Origin of the sequence: Actinomadura physcomitrii (assembly GCF_008923205.2) — a bacterium.
GTDB lineage: Bacteria > Actinomycetota > Actinomycetes > Streptosporangiales > Streptosporangiaceae > Spirillospora > Spirillospora physcomitrii.
Map to the genome: position 1 here is coordinate 1 of NZ_WBMS02000005.1, position 20762 is coordinate 20762.

Here is a 20762-nt window from a genome sequence, read left to right on the forward strand (position 1 = left end):
GGAGTTGACCGGTACTAATAGGCCGAGTGGCTTGAACACACTGAACGTTCAAAGCATCTCGCTGTTGTGTGGAGTGTTCGCGTCCCTGTGTGGTTCCCAGGAAGCAACCGGGAACCCGTGTTGATAAGTGAAGATTCTCGAGCCGGCTGCTCCGGGACGTCGAGTTTGCCCACTCCTTAGTTGGGGTGGTGCGTGAGGCGTTCGGTGGTCATGGCGGAGGGGAAACACCCGGTCCCATTCCGAACCCGGAAGTTAAGCCCTTCAGCGCCGATGGTACTGCATGGGAGACTGTGTGGGAGAGTAGGACACCGCCGGACATTTATTGGTCGAGGGTCGCACCCCGTTTTTCGGGGGCGGCCCTCGACGCATGTCATGGCTCTGCCGAAGTAGGCTGCAGGAGTCCACGAACCACCATCAAGAACAGTGACGGACGTGATGAGCGCGGAAGAGGACGGCCGCAGCGACGACAACCGCGGGCGGCGGGGGAAGAACGGCGGGCACGGCACGCCCGGCGCTCGTGGGGGCACCGGCGGGTCGGGTGCGCGCGGCAGCGGTGGTCCTCGCGGATCCGCGCCTCGCAACGGCGGCCCGAAGGGCGGCAAGGGCCGTTCCGGCCCCGGCGGTGGCTGGAAGGGCCGCGACGGCCAGGGCCGGCGCAGCGATCGGCCGTCCGGCCGCCCGTTCCGGGGGAGCGACGACCGTCGTGGTGGCGAGGGAGCCCCCCGTGAGCGGCGCGATGACCGGTTCGGCGGCGGCGAGCGGCGGAGCGGCGGGCCGCGTGATGAGGGGCGTGCCGGCGCTCCCGGCGGTCAGCGCGGTGGGAAGCCGGGCGCCCGGGGCGACCGGCGCTTCGGCGACCAGCGCGGCCCCCGCACGGGGCAGGGCGCCGGCGGCGGTCGGTTCGGTGGTGGCCAAGGGCCGCGCGGTGAGAAGCGTGACGACCGTTTCGGTGGTGCGCGTGGCGGTGGCCCGGGGTCGCGCGGTGAGGGGCGCGAGCAGCGGTTCGGCGGTCCCCGGGGAGAGCGTCGGGAGGGCGGCTTCGGCGGCGGTCGGGGGCCGCGGGGCGAGAGCCGCGGCGGCAGGCCCGGAAGCCCGCGTGGCGAGGCGCGCCCGGGCGGGCCTCGGGAGGAGTCTCGTCCCGGTGCGCGGCAGGGTGACCGCAGGTTCGAGGGTCGGCCGAAGGACCGCCGATTCCAGGACCGTGATGAGCGCGGTGGCCGCGACGGCGGCCGTCCCGGCGGAGGCTTCCGCCAGGAACGGCCGGCAGGGCGCCGGTTCGAGGGCGATCGGGAGCGGCCGCGCGGCCGGCGCGACGACGGTTACCGGGGGCGCGGTTCCGGACGTCCCGGTGAGCGGGGTGGACGTCCGCACGGTCCGGGACGCGGACGTCCCGAGGCGGCCGAGCGGGAGCGTCCGGCCCCCAAGCACGACGATCCGGTGCTGCCCGACGACGTCACCGGTGAGGAACTGGACGCGGAGGCGCGCGCGGAACTGCGGACGCTGCCCAAGGACCTCGCCGAGCGCGTGGCGCGGCACCTGGTGATGGCGGGACGGCTTTCCGAGGACGAGGCGGAGCAGGCGTACAAGCACGCCCGCGCCGCGCGCCGGCTGGCGTCCCGTGTCGGCATCGTCCGCGAGGCCGCCGGGATCGCCGCGTACCAGAACGGGGAGTGGGCGGAGGCGCTCGCCGAGCTGCGGGCGGCCCGCAGGCTCGGCGCGGGCGACGACTCGTACCTGCCCGTCATGGCGGACTGCGAGCGGGGCCTGGGACGGCCCGAACGGGCTCTCGACGTGATCAAATCGCCGGAGGCGGACCGGCTCGACCCGATGGGCCGGGTGGAGCTGCGGATCGTGGAGTCGGGCGTGCGTCGCGACCTCGGCCAGTACGACGCGGCCGTCGTGACGCTGCAGATTCCCGAGCTGCGCGACCGGCGGTTGAAGCCCTGGTCGGCGCGGCTGTTCTACGCCTACGCGGACGCGCTCACCGAGGCGGGACGCGGGGACGAGGCGTCCGACTGGTTCGCCCGGGCCGCCGCGGCGGACCGCGACGGCGAGACCGACGCCGCCGAGCGCTACGCCGAACTCGAAGGCCTCCACATCCTCGACACCGAAGAGGACGGCGAGGAGACCGCCGAGGCCCTCGACTCCCGGCAGGAGCCGGAGGACGAGGCCGGTGACGAGGCGGCGGCGCCGGACGAGCCGGTCGAGGAGGCACCGGAGATCGTCACGGCGACGGACATCCAGTTCAAGCCCGCCGACCCGGAGATCCTGGAGCCGGTGCCGGACGAGGCTCCCGAGGCGCCGGCGGTGTTCCTCGAGCCCAAGACCGTCGAGCCCGGGCCCGAGCTCGACCAGGCCGCCGTGGAGGCCGAGCCTCCGGCGGAGGCCCAGGGCGACGAGGAGCGGCCGGGCGAGGAGCCGAAGGCCGGCGACTGACGATCGGCAGAGCCGGGTTCCGGACGCGGCGTCCGGAACCCGGCCCGACCTGCGCGATGTCCGGAAAGTGAGAAAGAACCGAAAAATGATCTTCTGTGGGGAATCGCGGCTAGGCTTTCCCGCATGACGGCCGGTGAGGAAGAGATCGCGCCCAAGGGCATCGACGTCACGACCCCGCACATCGCGCGGATCTACGACTACTGGCTCGGCGGCAAGGACAACTTCGCCGCGGACCGCGCGGCCGCGGAGCAGGTGATGCTCGCGACGCCGACGATCAAGCCGGGCGTGACCGAGAACCGGGCCTTCCTGAGCCGCGCCGTCCGGTCGATGGTGGCGGAGGGCGTCACCCAGTTCCTCGACATCGGCACCGGCATTCCCACCGCGAACAACACGCACATGGTCGCGCAGGCCGCCGATCCCGAGTGCCGGGTCGTGTACGTCGACAACGACCCGATCGTGCTCGCGCACGCGCGCGCCCTGCTGTCCGGCGTGACGGCGCCGACCTCGTTCGTCGACGCCGACCTGCGCGACGCGGGCCGGATCCTGGAGGAGGCCGGGCGCCTGCTCGATTTCGAGCGTCCGGTGGGCCTGCTGCTGATCGCTGTGCTGCACTGCATCCCGGACGACGACGATCCCCGAGGCGTCATCGGCACGTTCCTGGACGCCCTCGCGCCCGGCAGCTTCGTCGCGATCACGCATCCGGGCATCGACCAGCTGCCCGAGCAGATGGCGGCCGCTGAGGACGCCCTCACCAAGGCGATGGGCTTCCGCGTGACGTTCCGCACCCATGAAGGGGTCAGCGCGTTCTTCTCGGGACTCGACCTGCTCGAGCCGGGCGTCGTCCCGGTCCAGGACTGGCGGCCGGACGCGGACGCGGCGCCGTCGCCCACGACCGGCATGTGGGGCGGCGTCGCCCGCAAGCGGTGACCGCCGCCCGGCGGACCCCCGCGGCGGACCCACCCGCGGCGGACGCCGGGGGCGGCGGACGTCAGCCGGTGAGGAAGGCGCCGATCTCGCGGGCCACCGTCTCGGGTTCGTCGAGCATCGACAGGACGTAGGCGCCGGGGACCTCGGCGTACCGGCCGGCGGGCAGCAACTCGGCCAGCCGCAGGCCGTGCTCGGGCGGCATGACCCGGTTGTCGGGCGGCCACAGGACGAGCGCCGGGCCGGTGAACCCGCGCAGCGCCTCGGTGTCGCGGACGAGTTCGGGTCCGTGGAACGGGCTCCGCCAGTAGGCGAGCAGGTCGCGGTGGACGCCCGCGTCGCGCAGCAGCGGCTCGGTCCATCGCCGGACGAGGGCGTCCGGCACCGGCCGCCGCGCCATCTGCCCGAACAGGAGCGGGAGCCGCCGGAGCGGGCCGATGCGCAGATGGCGGGCGGCGAGGCGGAGCCCGCCGGGGATCCGCGACGCGATCATGACCATACGGCCGGGCAGGCCGGGCGGGAAGTTGCCGAACGCCTCGCACGGCAGGACCACCAGGCGGAAGACCCGCCGGTCGAGGCCGTGGGCGGTGAGGAGCAGCCCGCCGCCCCAGTCGCTGTGGACGAGCGTGACGCCGTCCAGGTCGAGGGCGTCGAGGAAGTCGGCGACGATGCGGACCTGGCCGCGCAGGGTGAGGTGCGCGGCGGCGCTGCGGGCCACGGGCGCCGCCTACATCCAGCTGCTTTCGCTGCTGCTCGACCCTTGCGACGATCTACCGGAAGGCGTCGAGGCCGTGTTCGCCGCCGCCGCGGACGACATGCGCGGCACCGGCTGGGCGAACATGTGCCCGGTCGGCACGGTGACGGGCGAGGTCGCCGATGTCGAACCGATGCTGCGGGAGGTCGCCGCCGAGGTGATGGGCGGCTGGATCGAGGAGGGCACCCGCTACCTCACCGGCCGCGGACTGCCGGAACCGGCCGCGCGCAGCGCGATGCACGCCCTCCTGACGGCGCTCGAAGGCGCGTTCCTCTTGGCCCGCGGCCTGCGCTCGACCGAGCCGTTCCTGGCCGCCGGACGCTCCGTCGCGACCTACGTCCGCTCGCTCACCGAGCAGGTCGTCGGCGACCCGGCCCGTCCGGCGACCCGTGCCGCCCCGGCCTGATGCGCCGGGCGCCGTGCGGTGGTCAGGCGTGCCGGTCGAGGGCGTGCATGATGCCCGCGACGTTGTTGACCGGGTTGTTGAGGACGTCGTACTTGGCGGCCAGCTCGGGGTCGACATCGGCGCTGTTGATCGCGTAGCGGTCCCTGGTGCGTTCCACCACCATCGCGACGGCGTGGTCGAGTTCGAGGCCCTGCTCGCGGGCGTCGCGGACGGCGTCGACCCACACGCGCAGCTCCTCAGCGGAACGCTCGAGCGTGCTCTCGACCTCGGTGACCGGGCCGTAGTGCGCGAACAGCAGGCGCTGCGGGCCGAGGTCGCGGAACCTGCCGAGCGAGGCGAGGGCCGTGTCGAGGTCGAAGTCCGGCGGCGGGGTGGCGGGCCGGACGTCCGCCGTCTCGGGGATGTAGATGCCGGCGGCGTCGCCGACGTACAGGTCGCCGGTGCCGGAGTCGACGAGCCCGACGTGGTGCTTGGCATGGCCGGGGGAGTAGTGCGACTCCAGCCGGCGGCCGCCGCCGAGGTCGACCACGCCGGTGTCCTCGACGGCGCGGATGCGCGCCGAGTCGGTCGGCTTCAGCTCGCCGAACAGGGTGTCGAGGGCGTCGCCCCACACCATCCGGGCGCTGCGCATGAGGCGGGACGGGTCGGCGAGGTGCCGGGCGCCCTTCTCGTGCACGACGATCTCGGCCTGCGGGTACAGCGCGGCGATGTCGCCGACGCCGCCCGCGTGGTCGAGGTGGATGTGGGTGACCACCACGCTCGCGAGGTCGTCCGCGCCGACGCCGAGCTCGTCCAGCGCCCGCCGCACGACGGGCGCCGAGCCGGCGGTCCCGGGCTCGATCAGGCACGGCCGGTCGGCGAGGACCAGGTACGCGGCGGTGATCCCGGAGTGGCCCGCCAGCAAGGTGTCGATCTCGTAGACGTCTCCGCCGAGGGGGGTGATGTTCGAAGAGGCCATGCGCAGATCATCGCCCCCGGCGGTCCGGCGCGGCCACCCGGGGGCGGGCCGGCGACGGGCGGGCGGGCAGTGGACGTCATCGTCATCGCTCGCCTTCCGGGTCGAGGAGGCGCAGGACGAGGCCCGTCCGGGGCTTCGGGCCGAACGAGGTGGACTTGCGCGGCACCCGCTCGCCGCCGTTCGCGACGGCCAGGACGTCCTCGACCCTCAGCGGGTTGAGGACGACGGCGGTGCCGCCCGCGCGGCGGGCGCGGTCGAGGGCGGCGGACGGGTCGTCGTGCACGACCTCGATGGCGTTCTCGTTCTCGGGGACGTTCCAAAGGTCCCCGACGAGGAGGTGGTCGAGGACCGCGGTGTCCAGGCGGCGCCAGCGCGGCGAGTGCTCGGACGGCATCACCCGGGCCAGCGCGGCGGGGTCGGGATCGGTCAGCAGGTGCAGCGCCTCGCCGCCGCCGAGCAGGAACGCGGGGCCCCGCGCGCCGCCGAGCGCCCGCATGGCATGGTTCTCGTCCGCGAACTCGGTGACGTGGAAGGCCTTGCGCGCGCGCTCGACGGCGTCGCCGGGCGCCAGGCCCGGCAGGACGCGGTGGATCGCGCCGAGATGCGGCGGGTACCGCGTCGAGTCGACGAGCAGCGCCAGCCCCCGGTCCCACGGGCCGGGACCGTCCCCGGCGGCGTGATGGCGCGCCTGCAGGGCGCGGTACGTGGCGTAGCGGTGGTGGCCGTCGGCGATCAGCGCCTGCCTGCCGCGCAGGTCGGCGGAGACGCGCGCGTGCAGCGCGGGATCGGCGATCCGCCACAGCCGGTGCGTGAGCCCGTCGTCGGCGCGGAAGCCGAGCAGCGGCTCGTCCCGCGCCGCGTCGTCGACGATCCGGGTCGCGTCGCCGCCGCCCTCGTACACCAGGAAGATCGGTTCGAGGTTGGCGCGGGCCGCCGCCATCAGCGCCAGCCGGTCGCGGACCGGGCCGGGGAACACGTTCTCGTGCGGCAGGACGACCCGGTCGGCCTCCGCCCGCAGCCCCAGCGCGCCGACCAGGCCGCGCTGCAGCACCGTTCCGTCCTCGGCCGCCTCGTAGACGTACAGGGCCGGGTCGGGGTCGGTGGTGAGGATCCCGTCGGCGAGCCAGCGGCGCAGCGTCTCGCCCGCCTCCCGGTAGCTCTCCCCGGCCGCGCGCGGCATGTTCAGCCGGACGATGTTGTGCCCGCCGCCCGACAGCAGCCGACCGACCTCCGCGTCGTCCAGCAGGTCGTACGGGGGCGTGGTCACCGCGGCCAGGTCGCCCGCCGCCTCCGGGGCGAACCGGACGCCGCGGAACGGCGCCAGCTCCAGCCCGCCGCCCGTCGCGGGCCCCGCGGACCCGAAGATCCGGGCGCTGAACTGTTCCGGTCCGAGCCCGTAGGGGAGGTCGTCGTCCACTGTGGGCATGGTAATCAGCGACGGGCCCCCGCGCGTCGGCCGGGTACCGTCGAGGTGATCAAGGTCCGATGGGAGGTCCACATGAACGGTGAAGCACAGGGACGCCCGGACGATTCCCAAGGCGACGCGCCCGGCGAGCATCCGGCGGCCCCGGGCGGAGGGGTCTACGAGTGGTACACCCGCGGGCTGGAGCTGCTCCGCTCCGGCAGCGCGGCGGCCGCGCTCCAGCTGCTGACCAGGGCGGCGGAGGCCGAACCGGCGTCGCACAGCATCCGGGAGGCGCTCGCCCGGGCGCAGTTCGGCGCGCGGCAGTTCGGCGCGGCGGCCGAGAGCTTCCAGAGCATCGTGGAGGAGGAGCCCGCCGAGGACTACGCGCGCTTCGGGTTAGGGTTGTCGCTCAGCCGGATGGGCGACTTCGAGGGCGCGGTCGAGCATCTCGCGCTCGCGGCGGCCATGCGTCCGGAGAACCAGGACTACGCGCGGGCGCTGCGGCACGCCCGGGCGACCCTCGCGTCCCGCAGGTGACCCCCGCCCTCTCCAGACCCCGATCAGCGCCGCGCCCCTGAAGCCCCCGGAACGAGCTGTCCCCCCGATACCGAGGAGCGTGCGATGAAGGGCAGTGACCGCCCCCTGAGCGAGGCGTACGACGTCGCCTTGCTGGACCTGGACGGCGTCGTGTACGTCGGCCAGCGGCCCGTTCCGGCGGCGGCGGACTCGCTCGCCAAGGCCCGCGCGGCGGGGCAGCGGCTGGCGTTCGTGACGAACAACGCGTCCCGGACGCCGTCCGCGGTGGCGGCGCTGCTCAACGACGTCGGCGTCCCCGCGCACGCCGGCGACGTGGTGACCTCGGCGCAGGCCGCCGCCCGGCTGCTGGCCGAGCGGCTGCCCGCCGGGTCGGAGGTGCTGGTGGTCGGCGGGATGGGGCTGCGGCACGCCCTGTACGCGCGGGGGCTGCGGCCGGTGTCGGTGGCGTCCGGGCGCCCCCCGGCGGTCGTGCAGGGCTACGACCCGCGGCTGTCGTACGGGCTGCTGTCCGAGGGCGCCCAGGCGGTCGGCATGGGCGCGCTGTTCGTCGGCTCCAACCGCGACCTGACGATCCCGGGAGGCGACGGCCCGCCGCACCCCGGCAACGGGGCGCTGCTGCGCGTGATCAGCTCGGCCACGGGCGTCGAGCCGATCGTGACGGGCAAGCCCGAGCGGCCGCTGCACCAGGAGTCGATCCTGCGGACGGGCGCCGAACGGCCCCTGGTCGTCGGCGACCGGCTCGACACCGACATCGAGGGCGCGCACAACGGCGGCGCCGACAGCCTGCTGGTGTTCACCGGCGTCACCGACCACATGCAGGCCCTCACGGCGCCGCCCGAGCACCGCCCGACCTATCTGGCCCACGACCTGACCGGGCTGCTCGTCCCGCACCCCGAGGTGGCGCGGGACGGCGGCCGGCACTCCTGCGGGGGCTGGACGGTCACCCGGGACGGCGACCGGTTCGACGTCACCGGCTCGGGCGAGCCCTACGACGGCCTGCGCGCCCTGGCGTCCGCCGCCTGGCAGGACGCGGCCCCGCCGGCGGCGGAGACGCTCAGCGGCGCGCTGGACGCCCTGCGGCTGCCGCGGCTCCGCTGACCGGCGCGATCACGGCCGGCGGCCCGTCACAGCAGCCTGCGCAGCCGCAGCAGGTCGAACACGCTCGCCTCGACCCGGAGGCGCCCGGCCGCCCACGCCTTGGCCGGGTTCAGCTCGTCGAACGCCATGGCGACGAGATCGTCGCTGTCCACGGTCAGCCTGACCTGGGCAGACGCCGGGTCGGCGGCGGGCTCGAACGGGTCCAGGCCGCCCACGTGCAGCCGCGTCCGGAAGGCCAGCCCGAGATCGGGGATGCGGCAGCTGATCGTGCGCTCGACCACGTGCTCGGCGAGCCGGTCGGCGTCCACCTGCGCCAGCCGCTGCGCGATCCGGTCGAGCGCCGTCCGGCAGTCGTCCTCGTTCGCCATGGTCAGGCCGTTCCCCGTTCGATCGGCAACGATGTCGTTCTGGGACGGTAGCGTTCGCAGTGGGCGCGCGGCGACTCGCCGCCCGCGCCGGGGAACCCAAGGGAGGTACGCGTGATGTCCGACGAGCCCGCGGCGACGCCGGGACCGGCGCCGGTCCCGCCGGCCGAGGCCGGCGGCGGGGAGCCGGGCCTGCCGGCCGGGCCGCCGCCCGAGCCCACCGGCGACCCGCGGGTCGACGAGGCCGTCGCGCGCCTCGGCGAGCTCGCCGGGCGGCCCGTCGCCGAGCACGTGGAAATCTTCGAGGACGTCCACCAGCGCCTCCAGGACCTGCTCGCGGGCGCGGAGAGGGCCTCCGCGCAGGGGCCTTCCGTGCAGGCGGGCCCGGCAGTGCCGCCGCCGCGGCCCGCGTTCCCCGACGCACTGCGCCCCCGCGCATGAACCCGGTGACGACGATCACAGCGGCGGCGGGCAAGGGCGCGGCGGTCGGCGGGGCGGGCCGATGGCGGTGAGGCGGCGGCTGGACGCCGAGCTCGTGCGGCGCGAGCTCGCCCGGTCGCGGGAGCACGCGAGCCGGCTGATCGCCGACGGGCGGGTCAAGGTCGGCGGGCAGCGCGCGACCAAGCCCGCGACGCAGGTCGAGGCGGGCGCGGCGATCGTCGTCGACGCGGCCGGCACCGGGCCCGAGTACGTCTCGCGCGGCGGGCACAAGCTCGCCGGCGCCCTCGAGGCGTTCGAGGGCCTGCGCACCGACGGCCGCGTGTGCCTGGACGCGGGCGCCTCGACCGGCGGGTTCACCGACGTGCTGCTGCGCGCCGGGGCCGCGCACGTGTACGCCGTCGACGTCGGGTACGGGCAGATCGCCTGGTCCCTGCGCACCGACGAGCGGGTCACGGTGATCGAACGGCTCAACATCCGCGACCTGCGGCCGGAGACGCTCGGCGGCGCGCGGCCCGGCCTGGTGGTCGGCGACCTGTCGTTCATCTCGCTCAAGCTCGTCCTCGGCCCCGTGCAGCGCTGCGCCGACCCCGGCGCCGACTACGCGATGATGGTCAAGCCGCAGTTCGAGGTCGGCAAGGACCGGGTCGGCGCCGGCGGCGTCGTCCGCGACCCGGAGCTGCGCGCCGCGGCGGTCCGCGGGGTCGCCGGGCACGCCGCGACGCTCGGGCTCGGGGTCCTCGGCGTGGCCGCGAGCCCGCTGCCCGGGCCGTCCGGCAACGTCGAGTACTTCCTGTGGCTGCGGGCCGGTGCCCCGCCGCTCGACGACGCCGCCCTCGAGAAGGCGATCGCGGAGGGCCCGCAGTGATCGTCCGTGCGCGCGCGGCCGTACAGAGGGCGTCCGAGAACACAGCGGCCCGGAGAAAGGCGTCCGCGGCGGGAACGTCCGCGGCACGGACGTTCGTCGACAGGACGTCGGCGCGCCGGGTCGGGCCGGGGAGTGGGGCGAGAGTATGAGCAACAGGTCGGTGCTGGTCGTGGCGCACACCGGGCGGCCGGAGGCGGTCCGCAGCGCCCAGCTGGTCATCGAGCGGCTCAGCGCGGCCGGGATCTGCGTCCGCGTCCTGGACCGCGAGGCCGACGACATCGGCCGCACCGGCGTGGACGTCATGCCGAGCGGCGCGGCCGCGGCCGAGGGCGCCGAGGTCGTGATGGTCCTCGGCGGCGACGGGACGCTGCTGCGCGCGGCCGACCTCACCCGCACGTCCGGGACGCCGCTGCTCGGCGTGAACCTCGGTCACGTCGGGTTCCTCGCCGAGGCCGAGCGGGAGGACCTCGCCGCGACCGTCGACCGGGTGGTCACCCGCCGCTACGACGTCGAGGAGCGGATGACGATCGACGTCACCGTCCGCCGCAACGGCACCGTGATGGGCGCGACGTGGGCGCTGAACGAGGCCAGCATCGAGAAGGCCGAGCGGGAGCGGATGCTGGAGGTCGTCGCCGAGATCGACGGCCGCCCGCTGTCGAACTGGGGCTGCGACGGCGTGGTGTGCGCCACCCCGACCGGGTCGACCGCGTACGCGTTCTCCGCCGGCGGGCCCGTGGTGTGGCCGGAGGTCGAGGCGATGCTGGTGGTGCCGATCAGCGCGCACTCGCTGTTCGCCCGCCCGCTGGTGGTGTCGCCGCGCTCGCTGGTCGCGGTGGAGGTCCTCGCCGACACCCCGCGCGCGGTGCTGTGGTGCGACGGGCAGCGCACGCTCGACCTGCCGCCCGGCGCGCGGGTCGAGGTCCGGCGCGGCGCCGAGCCGGTCCGGCTCGCCCGGCTGCACCTCACCCCGTTCACCGACCGGCTGGTCACCAAGTTCGGGCTGCCGGTGACGGGCTGGCGCGGCCGGGTCCGCCAGCCCGCGACGCCGTCCCCCGCGGAGGAGGCTCCGCAGGTCACCGGGGTCGAGACCATCGGTGGCGGGACCGGGGCCGGGCCGGCGGCGTCCGATCTCGCCGGGACGGACGGGGGAGCATCCGGCGCGCAGAGTGGATAATCTCCACTGGCGCTGATCGGGATTCGTTTTCGGAGGGTTGTGACGCTGGTGCGTCCGATGGTCGATGAGGTGCGGATCCAGGGCCTCGGTGTGATCGACGAGGCCGTGCTCGATCTGTCGCCCGGGTTCAACGTGGTGACCGGCGAGACCGGGGCCGGCAAGACCATGGTGGTGACGAGCCTCGGGCTGCTGTTCGGCGGCCGCGCCGACCCGCAGCGGGTCCGGCCCGGCGCGGGCCGGGCCACCGTGGAGGGGCGGATCGTGGTCGACCCGGGCGGCCGGGCGGCCGAGCGGGTCGAGGAGTCCGGCGGTGAGCTGGACGAGGACGCGCTGATCGTGACCCGGTCGGTGTCCGCGGAGGGCCGCTCCCGGGCGTTCCTCGGCGGCCGGTCCGTGCCGGTGAGCGTGCTGATCAACCTCGCCGACGACCTGGTCGCCGTGCACGGCCAGTCCGACCAGCAGCGGCTGCTGCAGGCCGGGCGGCAGCGCGGCGCGCTGGACCGGTACGCGGGCGGCTCCCTCACCAAGCCGATGCGCGCCTACACCAAGGCCTACCAGCGGCACCGCCAGGTCAGCGCGCTGCTGGAGGAGCTGACCACGCGGTCGCGCGAGCGCGCGCAGGAGGCCGACGTGCTCCGCTTCGGCCTGGAGGAGATCGAGAAGGTCGACCCCAAGGAGGGCGAGGACGTCGACCTCGCCGCCGAGGAGGAGCGGCTCGGGCACGCCGACGCGCTGCGCGGCGCCGCCGACACCGCGCACGAGGCGCTGCTCGGCGACGCGGCCGCCGCGTTCGAGGCCGCGAACGTCACGAGCCTGCTCGGCCAGGCCCGCAACGCCCTCGAGGCCGTCCGCGAGCACGACCCCGACCTCGCCGCGCTCGCCGACCGGCTCGCCGAGGCCGGCTACCTCGTCTCCGACGTCGGCACCGACCTCGCGTCCTACGCCGAGTCCGTGGACGCCGACCCGGCGCGGCTCGCCGCCGTCCAGGAGCGGCGCGCCGAGCTGACCGCGCTGGTCCGCAAGTACGGCGGCGAGGCCGGGACGGTCGCCGAGGTGCTGGCGTGGGCGCGCCGGTCCGCGGCCCGGCTCACCGAGCTGGACGGCGACGACGACCGCATCGAGGAGCTGCGCGCCGAGCACACCGAGCTGACCGAGCGGCTCGCCGCCGAGGCGGCGGAGCTGACCGCGGTCCGCGGCCGCGCCGCCGAGCGGTTCTCCGAGGCCGTCACCGCGGAGCTGACCGCGCTGGCGATGCCGCACGCCCGCGTCGTGGTGACCGTCACCCCGACCGACGACTACGGGCCGCACGGCGTCGACGAGGTGGAGGTGCGGCTCGCCCCGCACCCCGGCGCGCCGCCGCTGCCGCTGCACAAGGGCGCCTCGGGCGGCGAGCTGTCCCGGGTGATGCTGGCGATCGAGGTGGTGTTCGCCGGCGCCGACCCCGTCCCGACCTTCGTGTTCGACGAGGTCGACGCGGGCGTCGGCGGCAAGGCGGCGGTGGAGATCGGCCGCCGGCTCGCCCGCCTCGCCCGCAACGCGCAGGTGATCGTCGTGACGCACCTGCCGCAGGTCGCCGCGTTCGCCGACCAGCACCTGCTGGTGGAGAAGTCCGACGACGGCACCGTCACCAGCAGCGGCGTCACCGCGCTGGACCGGGAGGGCCGGATCCGGGAGCTGTCCCGGATGCTCGCCGGGCTGGAGGACTCCGAACTCGGCCGGGCGCACGCCGAGGAACTGCTGGCCATGGCCGCCGAGGAACGCTAGCCCGCGTCCGTCGGCAGGGGGAAGAAGGAAGGACGGGACAAGTGGACACGGTGGGCGACGGTCCTGACACGCCCCGTCGATCGTCCCTGCGGCCCTTTACTCCCGCGCTCTGGCAGGATGGCAGGCGATGAACGAACCGGCTCCCACCACCGACCGGCGCGTCCGGCTGACGCAGCGGCTGACGCTGCCGCGCCGCGTGCTAGCGCTCGGCCGCGGCCGCGACGACGGCCGGCAGGGGGTCAGCGCGACCGTCCGGCTGGACCGCCGCACCAAGGACCTGACCAAGCGGCTGCAGGCCGGCGAAGTCGCCGTGATCGACCATGTCGACCTCGACCGGGTCAGCGCCGAGGCGCTGGTGTCGTGCCAGGTCGGCGCGGTGGTGAACGTCGCGCCGAGCATCTCCGGCCGGTACCCGAACCTCGGCCCGCAGATCCTGGTCGACGCCGGCGTCCCGCTCGTCGACGACGTCGGCCCGGAGATCTTCGGCAAGCTGCACGAGGGCGACCAGGTCCGGGTCGAGGGCCCGTGCGTCTACCTCGGCGAGGACGTCGTCGCCAAGGGCACCGAGCAGTCCGCCGAGACGGTCGAGACGGCGCTCACCGAGGCCAAGGCGGGGCTCGCCAGCCAGCTCGAGGCGTTCGTCGCCAACACGATGGAGTACGTCAAGCGCGAGCGCGACCTGCTCATCGACGGCGTCGGCGTGCCCGACGTGGCCACGAAGATCAGCGGCCGGCACGCGCTGATCGTCGTCCGCGGCTACCACTACCGCGAGGACATCGCGACCCTGCGGCCCTACATCCGCGAGTACCGGCCGGTGCTCATCGGGGTGGACGGCGGCGCGGACGCGCTGCTGGAGGCCGGCTACCGCCCCGACATGATCGTCGGCGACATGGACTCGGTCTCCGACGACGCGCTGACCTGCGGCGCGGAGATCGTCGTGCACGCCTACCGGGACGGCCGGGCGCCCGGCCTGAAGCGGGTGCACGAGCTCGGCCAGGAGGCCGTGGTGTTCCCCGCGACCGCCACCAGCGAGGACATCGCGATGCTGCTCGCCGACGACAAGGGCGCCACCCTGATCGTCGCGGTCGGCACGCACGCCAACATGGTCGAGTTCCTCGACAAGGGCCGCGCCGGCATGGCCAGCACGTTCCTCACCCGGCTGCGGGTCGGCAGCAAGCTGGTGGACGCCAAGGGCGTCTCCCGGCTGTACCGCAGCCGGATCTCCACCTGGTCGCTGCTGTTCCTCGTCCTCGGCGCGTTCGTCGCCATCGTCACCGCCGTCGCCATGTCCCCGGCGGGGGACGTCATCTCCCCCCTGCTGGCCGACCGCTGGCACGCCTTCGTCTTCTGGCTGACCGGACTCTTCACGTGATCGATTTCCGCTACCACCTCGTCTCCATCGTCGCGATCTTCCTCGCGCTGGCGCTCGGCATCGTGCTGGGCTCCACCACCCTGTCCAACTCGGTCGGCGACACCCTGCGCAAGCAGGTCAGCTCGGCGACCCGCAGCGCCCAGGAGGCGCGGGTGCAGCAGCGCCAGCTGCAGCACCGGGTGAGCGGGGAGGAGCAGTTCAGCAAGGTGCTGTCGCCGCAGCTCGTCGCGGACCGGCTGAAGGGCCAGTCCGTCGTCATGATCGAGACGCCGGGCGCGGGCAGCGACAGCATCGACCAGGTCAGCGAGCTGGCCAAGGACGCGGGCGCCGCCGTCACCGGCCGGGTGACGATCCAGAAGAAGCTGCTGGACGACGACCAGCAGAGCACCGTGGACGAGCTCGCCACGCAGCTCAAGAGCGACGGCGTGGAGTTCCCGTCGGGCGCGAGCGCCTACGACAAGGCGGGCGCGGTGCTGGCGAACGCGCTGCTCACCCGCGACCCCGCCAAGACCGGCCGCGAGGACGCCGCCGGCGGGGCCGTGCTCAGCGGCTTCAAGCAGGCCGGCTTCATCACCACCAGCGGCAAGCCCGGCCAGCACGCCACCCTCGCCGTCATGGTCGCGCCGGCGAACCCCTACGCCTACGACGGCGGCGACCAGGACGACAAGGCACTGATCTCGCTGGCCACCGCACTCGACGGCGCCGGTCGCGGTACGGTCGTCGGAGGCCCGGTCACCTCCGCCCAGGAGGGCGGGCTGATCGCTGCGCTGCGCGACTCCGACGCCGGCGACTCGGTCTCCGCCGTCGACATGGTGGACACCTCGTCCGGGCAGGTCGTGACGATCCTGGCGCTGCAGAACGAGCTGAACGGCAAGTCCGGACAGTACGGGACGGGCGCCGGTGCGAGCGGCTACCTGCCCTCGCCCGCGCCCACGGCGGGGAAGAGCGGGTGACGACCTGATGAACCGACGCATCGCCTCGGGTTCGGCGCGCGGCGCGCGGCTGCTGGCCGGGATGGGTCTCGGCGCCGTCGCGGCGCGCGCCGCCTACGTCGCGCTGACGCGGCGCCCCCCGGGCCTCAACGGCCTGCCGGGCGAGGAGGTGTGGGACCGCACCAACCACCGGGGCGAGCCGGTCACGCTGCTGGAGGGCCCCGCGCTGGTCGCGGGCGCCGCGGCGGCGGGGCTGCTGGCGCCGGGCGCCGCCGGCCGGACCCGCGCCGCCGCGCTGCTCGCCGGCGCCGCGTCCGGGCTCCTCGGCGGCTACGACGACCTGGCGGGCTCGGCGTCGTCCCGCGGCTTCAAGGGCCACCTCGGGGCGCTGGCCCGCGGCGAGGTGACCAGCGGCGCGGTGAAGATCCTCGGCATCGGCGCGACCGGGCTGGCCGCCGCCGCGATCGCCGGGTCGCCCGCCCCGACGCGGCGCGGCCGCGCGTTCGACACCGTCGTGAACGGCGCGATCGTGGCCGGGAGCGCCAACCTGATGAACCTGTTCGACCTGCGGCCCGGCCGCGCGATCAAGGTCGGCGTGCTCACCGGGACGCCGCTGGCGCTGGCCCGTCCGTCGTCCGCCGTGGTCGCCGCGCCGCTGGGCGCCGCCGCCGCGCTGCTGCCCGAGGACCTCGCCGAGCGGGCGATGCTCGGCGACACCGGCTCCAACGCGCTCGGCGCGCTGCTCGGGCTGGCCGCGACGCGGCTCGGCCGCCGTCCCCGGCTGGCCGTGCTGGGCGGGCTCGTCGCGCTGAACGCGGCCAGCGAGTTCGTCAGCTTCACCAAGGTCATCGCGGGCAACCCGGTGCTGAACCGGATCGACATGCTGGGCCGCCGCCCCGTCGCGGTGCCCGCTCCTCCCTCCGACTCAGCCGACAAGCCGGACATGGAGGACGCGTTCCGTCCGCACGTCCCGCCGCCGTCCGGCCCGACCGGCAACGGCGTCGCCGCGGACCCCGCGTAGGATCGCTGCGGCCCTCCGGGCCGGTCCGACAGCGCCTTTCCGTGACGAGTGCCCCTCACCGATGCCCGCCAACACCCCGTCCCGCACCCCGCCGAGCGACCCGCCGGCGGGCCGCACGCCCGATGAGCCTGAGGGCGGCGCCGTGACGCCGTCGCCGCGCGGGTCCGTCCTGCGGCGGCTGACCGGTGGGCTCGCCGGCGCCGCCGTGGTGATCGGGGTCATCACGGTGCTGGCGCGGCTCGCCGGGTTCGGCCGGACGTACGCCTTCTCGCAGACGGTCACCACGTCCTGCCTGAGCCAGGCGTACTTCAGTGCGACGCAGCTGCCCAGCAGCATCTACGAGATCGTCGCGGGCGGGGCGCTGGCCAGCATGGTCGTCCCGGTGCTCGCCGGGCCCGCCGAGCGCGGCGAGCGCGCCGAGGTCCGCCGGACCGCCTCGGCGCTGCTGACCTGGATCGTGCTGCTGATGCTGCCGCTCACGGCGCTGATGGCGGGGCTGTCCCACCCGCTGATGGACCTGGCGGTCTCCGACCACCTGCAGGGATGCTCGCGCGACGACGTGGTCCGCGTCGGCGGGGACATGCTGGCGATCCAGTCCGTGCAGATGGTGATGTACGGGGCGGCCGTCGTGCTGTACGGGCTGCTGCAGTCGCACCGCCGGTTCGTCGCGCCCGCGCTGGCGCCGCTCGTGTCCAGCCTGGTGGTGATCGGCGCGTACGTCGCCTACGCGCCGCTCGGCCGGGGCTTCGAGAACGACCTGGCCGGGCTGCCGCTGGAGGCCGAGCTGACGCTGTCGGTCGGCACGGCGCTCGGCGGCGTCGCGATGGCCGCGACCGCCGGGGTCGCCGCGTGGCGGCTGCGCCTGCGGCTGCGTCCCACGCTGCGGTTCCCGGACGGGGTGGCGCGGCGCGTGCGGCGGCTGGCGCTGGCGGGGATCGCGACGGTCGCGGCGCAGCAGCTGTCGACGCTGCTGATCGTGCGGCTCAGCTCGCGGGGCACCCGCGGCGCGCTCGCCAACTACCAGTACGCGTGGGCGATCTACCTGCTGCCGTGGGCGATCCTGGCGGTGCCGATCGCGACCAGCGCGTTCCCGATGCTGTCCGCGCGGATGAGCGCCGGAGAGCACGCCAGGTTCGACCAGGTGACCGCCGCCACCACTCGCGCGGTGATCCTGGTGTCGTGCGCCGGGGCCGCCGTGCTCGCGGCGGTCGCGGTGCCGGTGTCGGTGGTGTTCAACCCCGGCCATCCCGACCAGCAGGACGTGCTGGCGCGCGCGGTGCTCGCCTTCGCGCCCGGCCTGCTCGGGTACGGGCTCGTCGCGCACCTCGGCCGCGTCCTGTACGCCTGCCACCGCGGCCGGATGGGCGCGATCGCGGTCGTCGCGGGCTGGGTCGTGGTGGCGGCGGTCGACGTCGTGCTCGTGCTGTGGGTCCTCGACCCGAAGTGGGTCGTCGCGGGCCTCGGCGCGGGCAACGCCGCCGGCATGACCGTCGCGGGGGTGCTGCTGGTCGGCACGCTGCTGCGCGCCCGCGGCGCCGCCGCCGTGCAGGGGCTCGGGCGCGTGCTGGCCGGGGGCCTGCTCGGCGCCTGCGCCGGCGCCGCCGCCGGCTACGGAACGGCCGCGCTCCTCGGCGTCGGCGCGCCCGGCCTCGCCGGGCAGCTCCGCAACATCGGCACGGGGGCGCTGGCCGCGCTGGTCGCCGCCGCCGTGTTCCTGATCATCGCGTTCGTGGTCGACGGCCGGGACCTGCGGGCCGTCCTCACCCGGAAGGTCGCCCGCAGTGCCTGAGGAGACGAACATGTCCGAGAAGCCGGCCGGCTCCGGCACGCCCGCGGCGCAGGCGGGCCCGCGCCTGGACGGGCTGCGCGTCGCCCTCGTCCTCGGGACGAGCGCGGGCGGCGTCGGGCGGCATGTCCGGTCCGTCGCGGCGGGCCTGGCCGGACGCGGCGCGCGGGTGCTGGTCTGCGGGCCGGCCGAGACCGAGCGGCTGTTCGGGTTCACCGAGGGCGGTGCCCGCTTCGAGGAGGTGGACCTGGCCGACCGTCCCCGCCCGGCGAGCGACGTCCGGGCGGTCGGGCGGCTGCGGCGGCTGCTGCGCGGCGCCGACGTCGTCCACGCGCACGGGCTGCGCGCCGGCGCGCTCGCCGTCGCGGCCTGCGCGCGGGTCGCGCCGGGCCCGCTGCGGTTCTCGCGCGGCGGGCCGCCGCTGGTCGTCACGCTGCACAACGCGCTGATCACCGGGGGCCGGACCGCCGCGATCCACGGGGCGCTGGAGCGGGTCGTCGCGCGCGGCGCGGCGCGCGTCCTCGGCGTCTCGCCGGACCTGGAGGAGCGGATGCGCTCGCTCGGCGCCCGCTCGGTGGGGTACGCGCTGGTCCCGGCGCCCGCGCCGCGCGCGCATCCGGGCCCGGCCGTCCGCGCCGACCTGCGGGCCGAGCTGGGCGTGGGGGACCGGCCGCTGATCCTCACCGTCGCCCGGCTCGCCGAGCAGAAGGGCCTGCCGACGCTGCTGGACGCCTCCCGCGCCTGGACCGGCCGGATCCCGCCGCCGCTCGTCGCGATCGCCGGGGACGGCCCCCTCGAGGACGAGCTCCGCGCCCGGATCGAGGCGGAGGACCTGCCCGTCCGGCTGCTCGGCCGCCGCGCCGACGTGCCCGCGCTGCTGACCGCCGCGGACATCGCGGTGGTGCCGAGCGTCTGGGAGGGGCAGCCGCTGATCGTGCAGGAGATCCTGCGGGCCGGGCGGCCGCTGGTCGCGACCCGGGTCGGCGGGATCCCGCGGATGGTCGGCGCGGACGACCGGCCGGCCGGGAACGGGGCGCTGCTCCAGGGGCCGGAGAGCGAGGCGGCGCTGCTGGTCCCGCCCGGGGACGCCGACGCGCTCGGCCGCGCCGTCGGCCGGATCCTGGACGACTCGGCGCTCGCGGTGCGGCTCGGTGCCGCCGCCGCGCAGCGCGCCGCCGAGCTCCCGGACGAGGCCGACGCCGTCGCCCAGCTCGCCGCGCTCTACCTGGAGCTGCGCGCCGCGCGCCGCTGACCCCGCCGCCGCGCTTTAGATGCGGCGCCCGGCGGCCCGGTTTGCGGAAATGTCGGGATTCTGGCGGAACCGGGGAACGCCGGGACCGGGTTCCTCGTCGAACATGGCAAGTGGAGGGGAGTATCCCCGCTCGCGGGTGTCGTCAGCACGGCCGGTCTGCACCGGCCCGGCGCCCGCGGCCCTCGCTCAGAGGGCGGGAGAGACCTCCGGCGCTCTACCACGTCCGCCGGAGGTTTCAACTTGTCCGTCGCACCCTGGGTGTGGATCCTGACGCTCGCCGGGATCCTCGCCGTCATCGCCACCGACCTGCTGGTCATCCACCGCAATGACACGCGGGAGTTCACCACCCGCCGGGCCGCGTTCTGGTCGGCCGTCTACATCGGCCTCGCCGTGGCCTTCGGGCTCGGCGTCTGGCTCTTCTCCGGCGGGCAGCACGCCGGGCAGTACTTCGGCGGCTTCGTCACCGAGAAGAGCCTCAGCGTCGACAACCTGTTCGTGTTCATGGTGATTCTGACGCGGTTCGCGGTGCCCAAGCACGCCCAGCACACCGTCCTGATGGCGGGCATCGTCATCTCCCTGGTGCTGCGCGGCGCGTTCATCGCGGTCGGCGCCGCCGCGATCTCCACCTTCACCTGGGTCTTCTTCGTCTTCGGCGCGTTCCTGCTGTGGACGGCCTACGGGCTGGTGCGCGGCGGTGACGACGACGACTTCAAGGAGAACACGGTCCTGCGCTGGGCCAAGCGCGTCATCCCCACGTCCGACGACTACGCCGGCTCGCGCTTCCTCACCAGGCGCGGCGGCCGCCGCGTGGTCACCCCGCTGACGATCGTGATGATCGCGATCGGCTCCACCGACGTGCTGTTCGCGCTGGACTCCATCCCGGCGATCTTCGGGCTGACCACCGAGCCGTACCTGGTGTTCACCGCCAACGCGTTCGCGCTGATGGGCCTCGTCCAGCTGTACTTCCTGCTGGGCGGGCTGACGGACCGGCTGGTGTACCTCGGGCACGGGCTGGCGTTCATCCTCGGCTTCATCGGGGCCAAGCTGATCTTCCACGCGCTGCACGAGTACGGTGTCGCCTGGGCGCCGGACGTGCCGATCTGGCTGTCCCTCGCGGTGATCGCCGGCACGCTGGCCGCCACCACCGCCGCGAGCCTCACCGTGGGAAGCCGCGCTCGCGGGGCCGGTGACCGGGGACGGGACGAGCCCGCCAGGCAGGTCGCGGCGGGGGACGCGCGGGCGCCCGGGACCCCCGAGCGGTGAGAGCGGAAT

The 20762-nt window shown here is 75.1% G+C and carries 19 protein-coding genes and 1 rRNA gene; 16 read left to right on the forward strand and 4 right to left on the reverse strand.

All coding sequences use genetic code 11. From position 1 onward, the window contains the following. Positions 1-200: 200 nt before the first annotated feature. From rrf to F8568_RS07670, 3 genes are all read left to right on the forward strand, one after another. A 5S ribosomal RNA gene (rrf, locus tag F8568_RS07660) occupies positions 201-317 on the forward strand. Positions 318-1437: 1120 nt separating this feature from the next. Continuing rightward, complete coding sequence (locus F8568_RS07665; RefSeq protein ID WP_328600770.1) at positions 1438-2436, forward strand: hypothetical protein; 999 nt, start codon at positions 1438-1440, stop codon at positions 2434-2436. Positions 2437-2559: 123 nt separating this feature from the next. Further along, positions 2560-3363, forward strand: coding sequence for an SAM-dependent methyltransferase (locus tag F8568_RS07670; protein ID WP_151592799.1), 804 nt, complete (start codon positions 2560-2562; stop codon positions 3361-3363). Positions 3364-3424: 61 nt separating this feature from the next. Here F8568_RS07670 and F8568_RS07675 read toward each other — a convergent pair whose 3' ends face one another. After that, positions 3425-4078, reverse strand: a complete 654-nt coding sequence (locus F8568_RS07675) for an alpha/beta fold hydrolase (protein WP_151592800.1) — start codon at positions 4076-4078, stop codon at positions 3425-3427. Between F8568_RS07675 and F8568_RS07680 the strand changes: the two genes are divergently transcribed. Continuing rightward, entirely contained in the window at positions 4050-4520 is a 471-nt protein-coding gene (locus F8568_RS07680) for an LmrA/YxaF family transcription factor (RefSeq protein ID WP_151592801.1), read from the forward strand. The genes F8568_RS07675 and F8568_RS07680 overlap by 29 nt on opposite strands. Positions 4521-4542: 22 nt before the next feature. On the opposite strand, the gene F8568_RS07685 is transcribed toward F8568_RS07680, so the two are convergent. Both F8568_RS07685 and F8568_RS07690 read right to left on the reverse strand, forming a co-directional pair. Beyond that, on the reverse strand, positions 4543-5478 hold the full coding sequence (locus F8568_RS07685) for an MBL fold metallo-hydrolase (RefSeq protein ID WP_151592802.1): 936 nt from the start codon (positions 5476-5478) through the stop codon (positions 4543-4545). 82 nt (positions 5479-5560) lie between these two features. Continuing rightward, complete coding sequence (locus F8568_RS07690) at positions 5561-6904, reverse strand: DUF1015 family protein (RefSeq protein ID WP_151592803.1); 1344 nt, start codon at positions 6902-6904, stop codon at positions 5561-5563. Positions 6905-6976: 72 nt separating this feature from the next. Here F8568_RS07690 and F8568_RS07695 point away from each other — a divergent pair, with 72 nt between their 5' ends. Together F8568_RS07695 and F8568_RS07700 are read left to right on the forward strand one after the other, a co-directional pair. Beyond that, positions 6977-7420 (forward strand): tetratricopeptide repeat protein, encoded by a 444-nt coding sequence (locus F8568_RS07695; protein ID WP_151592804.1) that lies wholly within the window; start codon positions 6977-6979, stop codon positions 7418-7420. Positions 7421-7504: 84 nt separating this feature from the next. Then, a complete protein-coding gene (locus F8568_RS07700) occupies positions 7505-8518 on the forward strand; it encodes an HAD-IIA family hydrolase (RefSeq protein ID WP_151592805.1) in 1014 nt (337 codons plus the stop codon). Positions 8519-8544: 26 nt separating this feature from the next. Here the strand turns inward: F8568_RS07700 and F8568_RS07705 are convergent, their stop codons facing one another. Continuing rightward, the gene (locus tag F8568_RS07705; RefSeq protein ID WP_151592806.1) at positions 8545-8886 is read right to left on the reverse strand and encodes an SCP2 sterol-binding domain-containing protein; all 342 of its coding nucleotides are present in this window, start codon (positions 8884-8886) and stop codon (positions 8545-8547) included. Between the two features lie 114 nt (positions 8887-9000). Here F8568_RS07705 and F8568_RS46625 point away from each other — a divergent pair, with 114 nt between their 5' ends. The 10 genes from F8568_RS46625 (at position 9001) to F8568_RS07750 (ending at position 20753) form a co-directional block, all read left to right on the forward strand. Beyond that, the gene (locus F8568_RS46625; protein WP_151592807.1) at positions 9001-9324 is read left to right on the forward strand and encodes a hypothetical protein; all 324 of its coding nucleotides are present in this window, start codon (positions 9001-9003) and stop codon (positions 9322-9324) included. Between the two features lie 61 nt (positions 9325-9385). Next, positions 9386-10189 carry a TlyA family RNA methyltransferase gene (locus tag F8568_RS07710; RefSeq protein ID WP_151592808.1) on the forward strand — a complete coding sequence of 268 codons (804 nt, stop codon included), beginning with the start codon at positions 9386-9388 and terminating at the stop codon, positions 10187-10189. Between the two features lie 145 nt (positions 10190-10334). Further along, on the forward strand, positions 10335-11363 hold the full coding sequence (locus tag F8568_RS07715) for an NAD kinase (RefSeq protein ID WP_151592809.1): 1029 nt from the start codon (positions 10335-10337) through the stop codon (positions 11361-11363). A 57-nt stretch (positions 11364-11420) separates the two neighbouring features. After that, a complete protein-coding gene (gene recN, locus F8568_RS07720; protein WP_151592810.1) occupies positions 11421-13127 on the forward strand; it encodes a DNA repair protein RecN in 1707 nt (568 codons plus the stop codon). A gap of 127 nt (positions 13128-13254) precedes the next feature. Next, positions 13255-14499: a putative cytokinetic ring protein SteA gene (steA, locus tag F8568_RS07725; RefSeq protein WP_151592811.1), complete on the forward strand. Its 1245-nt coding sequence runs from the start codon at positions 13255-13257 to the stop codon at positions 14497-14499. Then, entirely contained in the window at positions 14496-15452 is a 957-nt protein-coding gene (locus tag F8568_RS07730; protein ID WP_151592812.1) for a copper transporter, read from the forward strand. Before steA ends, F8568_RS07730 begins: the two co-directional genes overlap by 4 nt. 7 nt (positions 15453-15459) lie before the next feature. Next, positions 15460-16452, forward strand: coding sequence for a hypothetical protein (locus F8568_RS07735; RefSeq protein WP_236008523.1), 993 nt, complete (start codon positions 15460-15462; stop codon positions 16450-16452). Positions 16453-16513: 61 nt separating this feature from the next. Next, positions 16514-18241 (forward strand): murein biosynthesis integral membrane protein MurJ, encoded by a 1728-nt coding sequence (murJ, locus tag F8568_RS07740; RefSeq protein WP_151592813.1) that lies wholly within the window; start codon positions 16514-16516, stop codon positions 18239-18241. Between the two features lie 10 nt (positions 18242-18251). Further along, a complete protein-coding gene (locus tag F8568_RS07745) occupies positions 18252-19490 on the forward strand; it encodes a glycosyltransferase family 4 protein (protein ID WP_202124646.1) in 1239 nt (412 codons plus the stop codon). Between the two features lie 240 nt (positions 19491-19730). Further along, a complete protein-coding gene (locus F8568_RS07750) occupies positions 19731-20753 on the forward strand; it encodes a TerC family protein (RefSeq protein ID WP_151592814.1) in 1023 nt (340 codons plus the stop codon). Positions 20754-20762 lie beyond the last annotated feature (9 nt).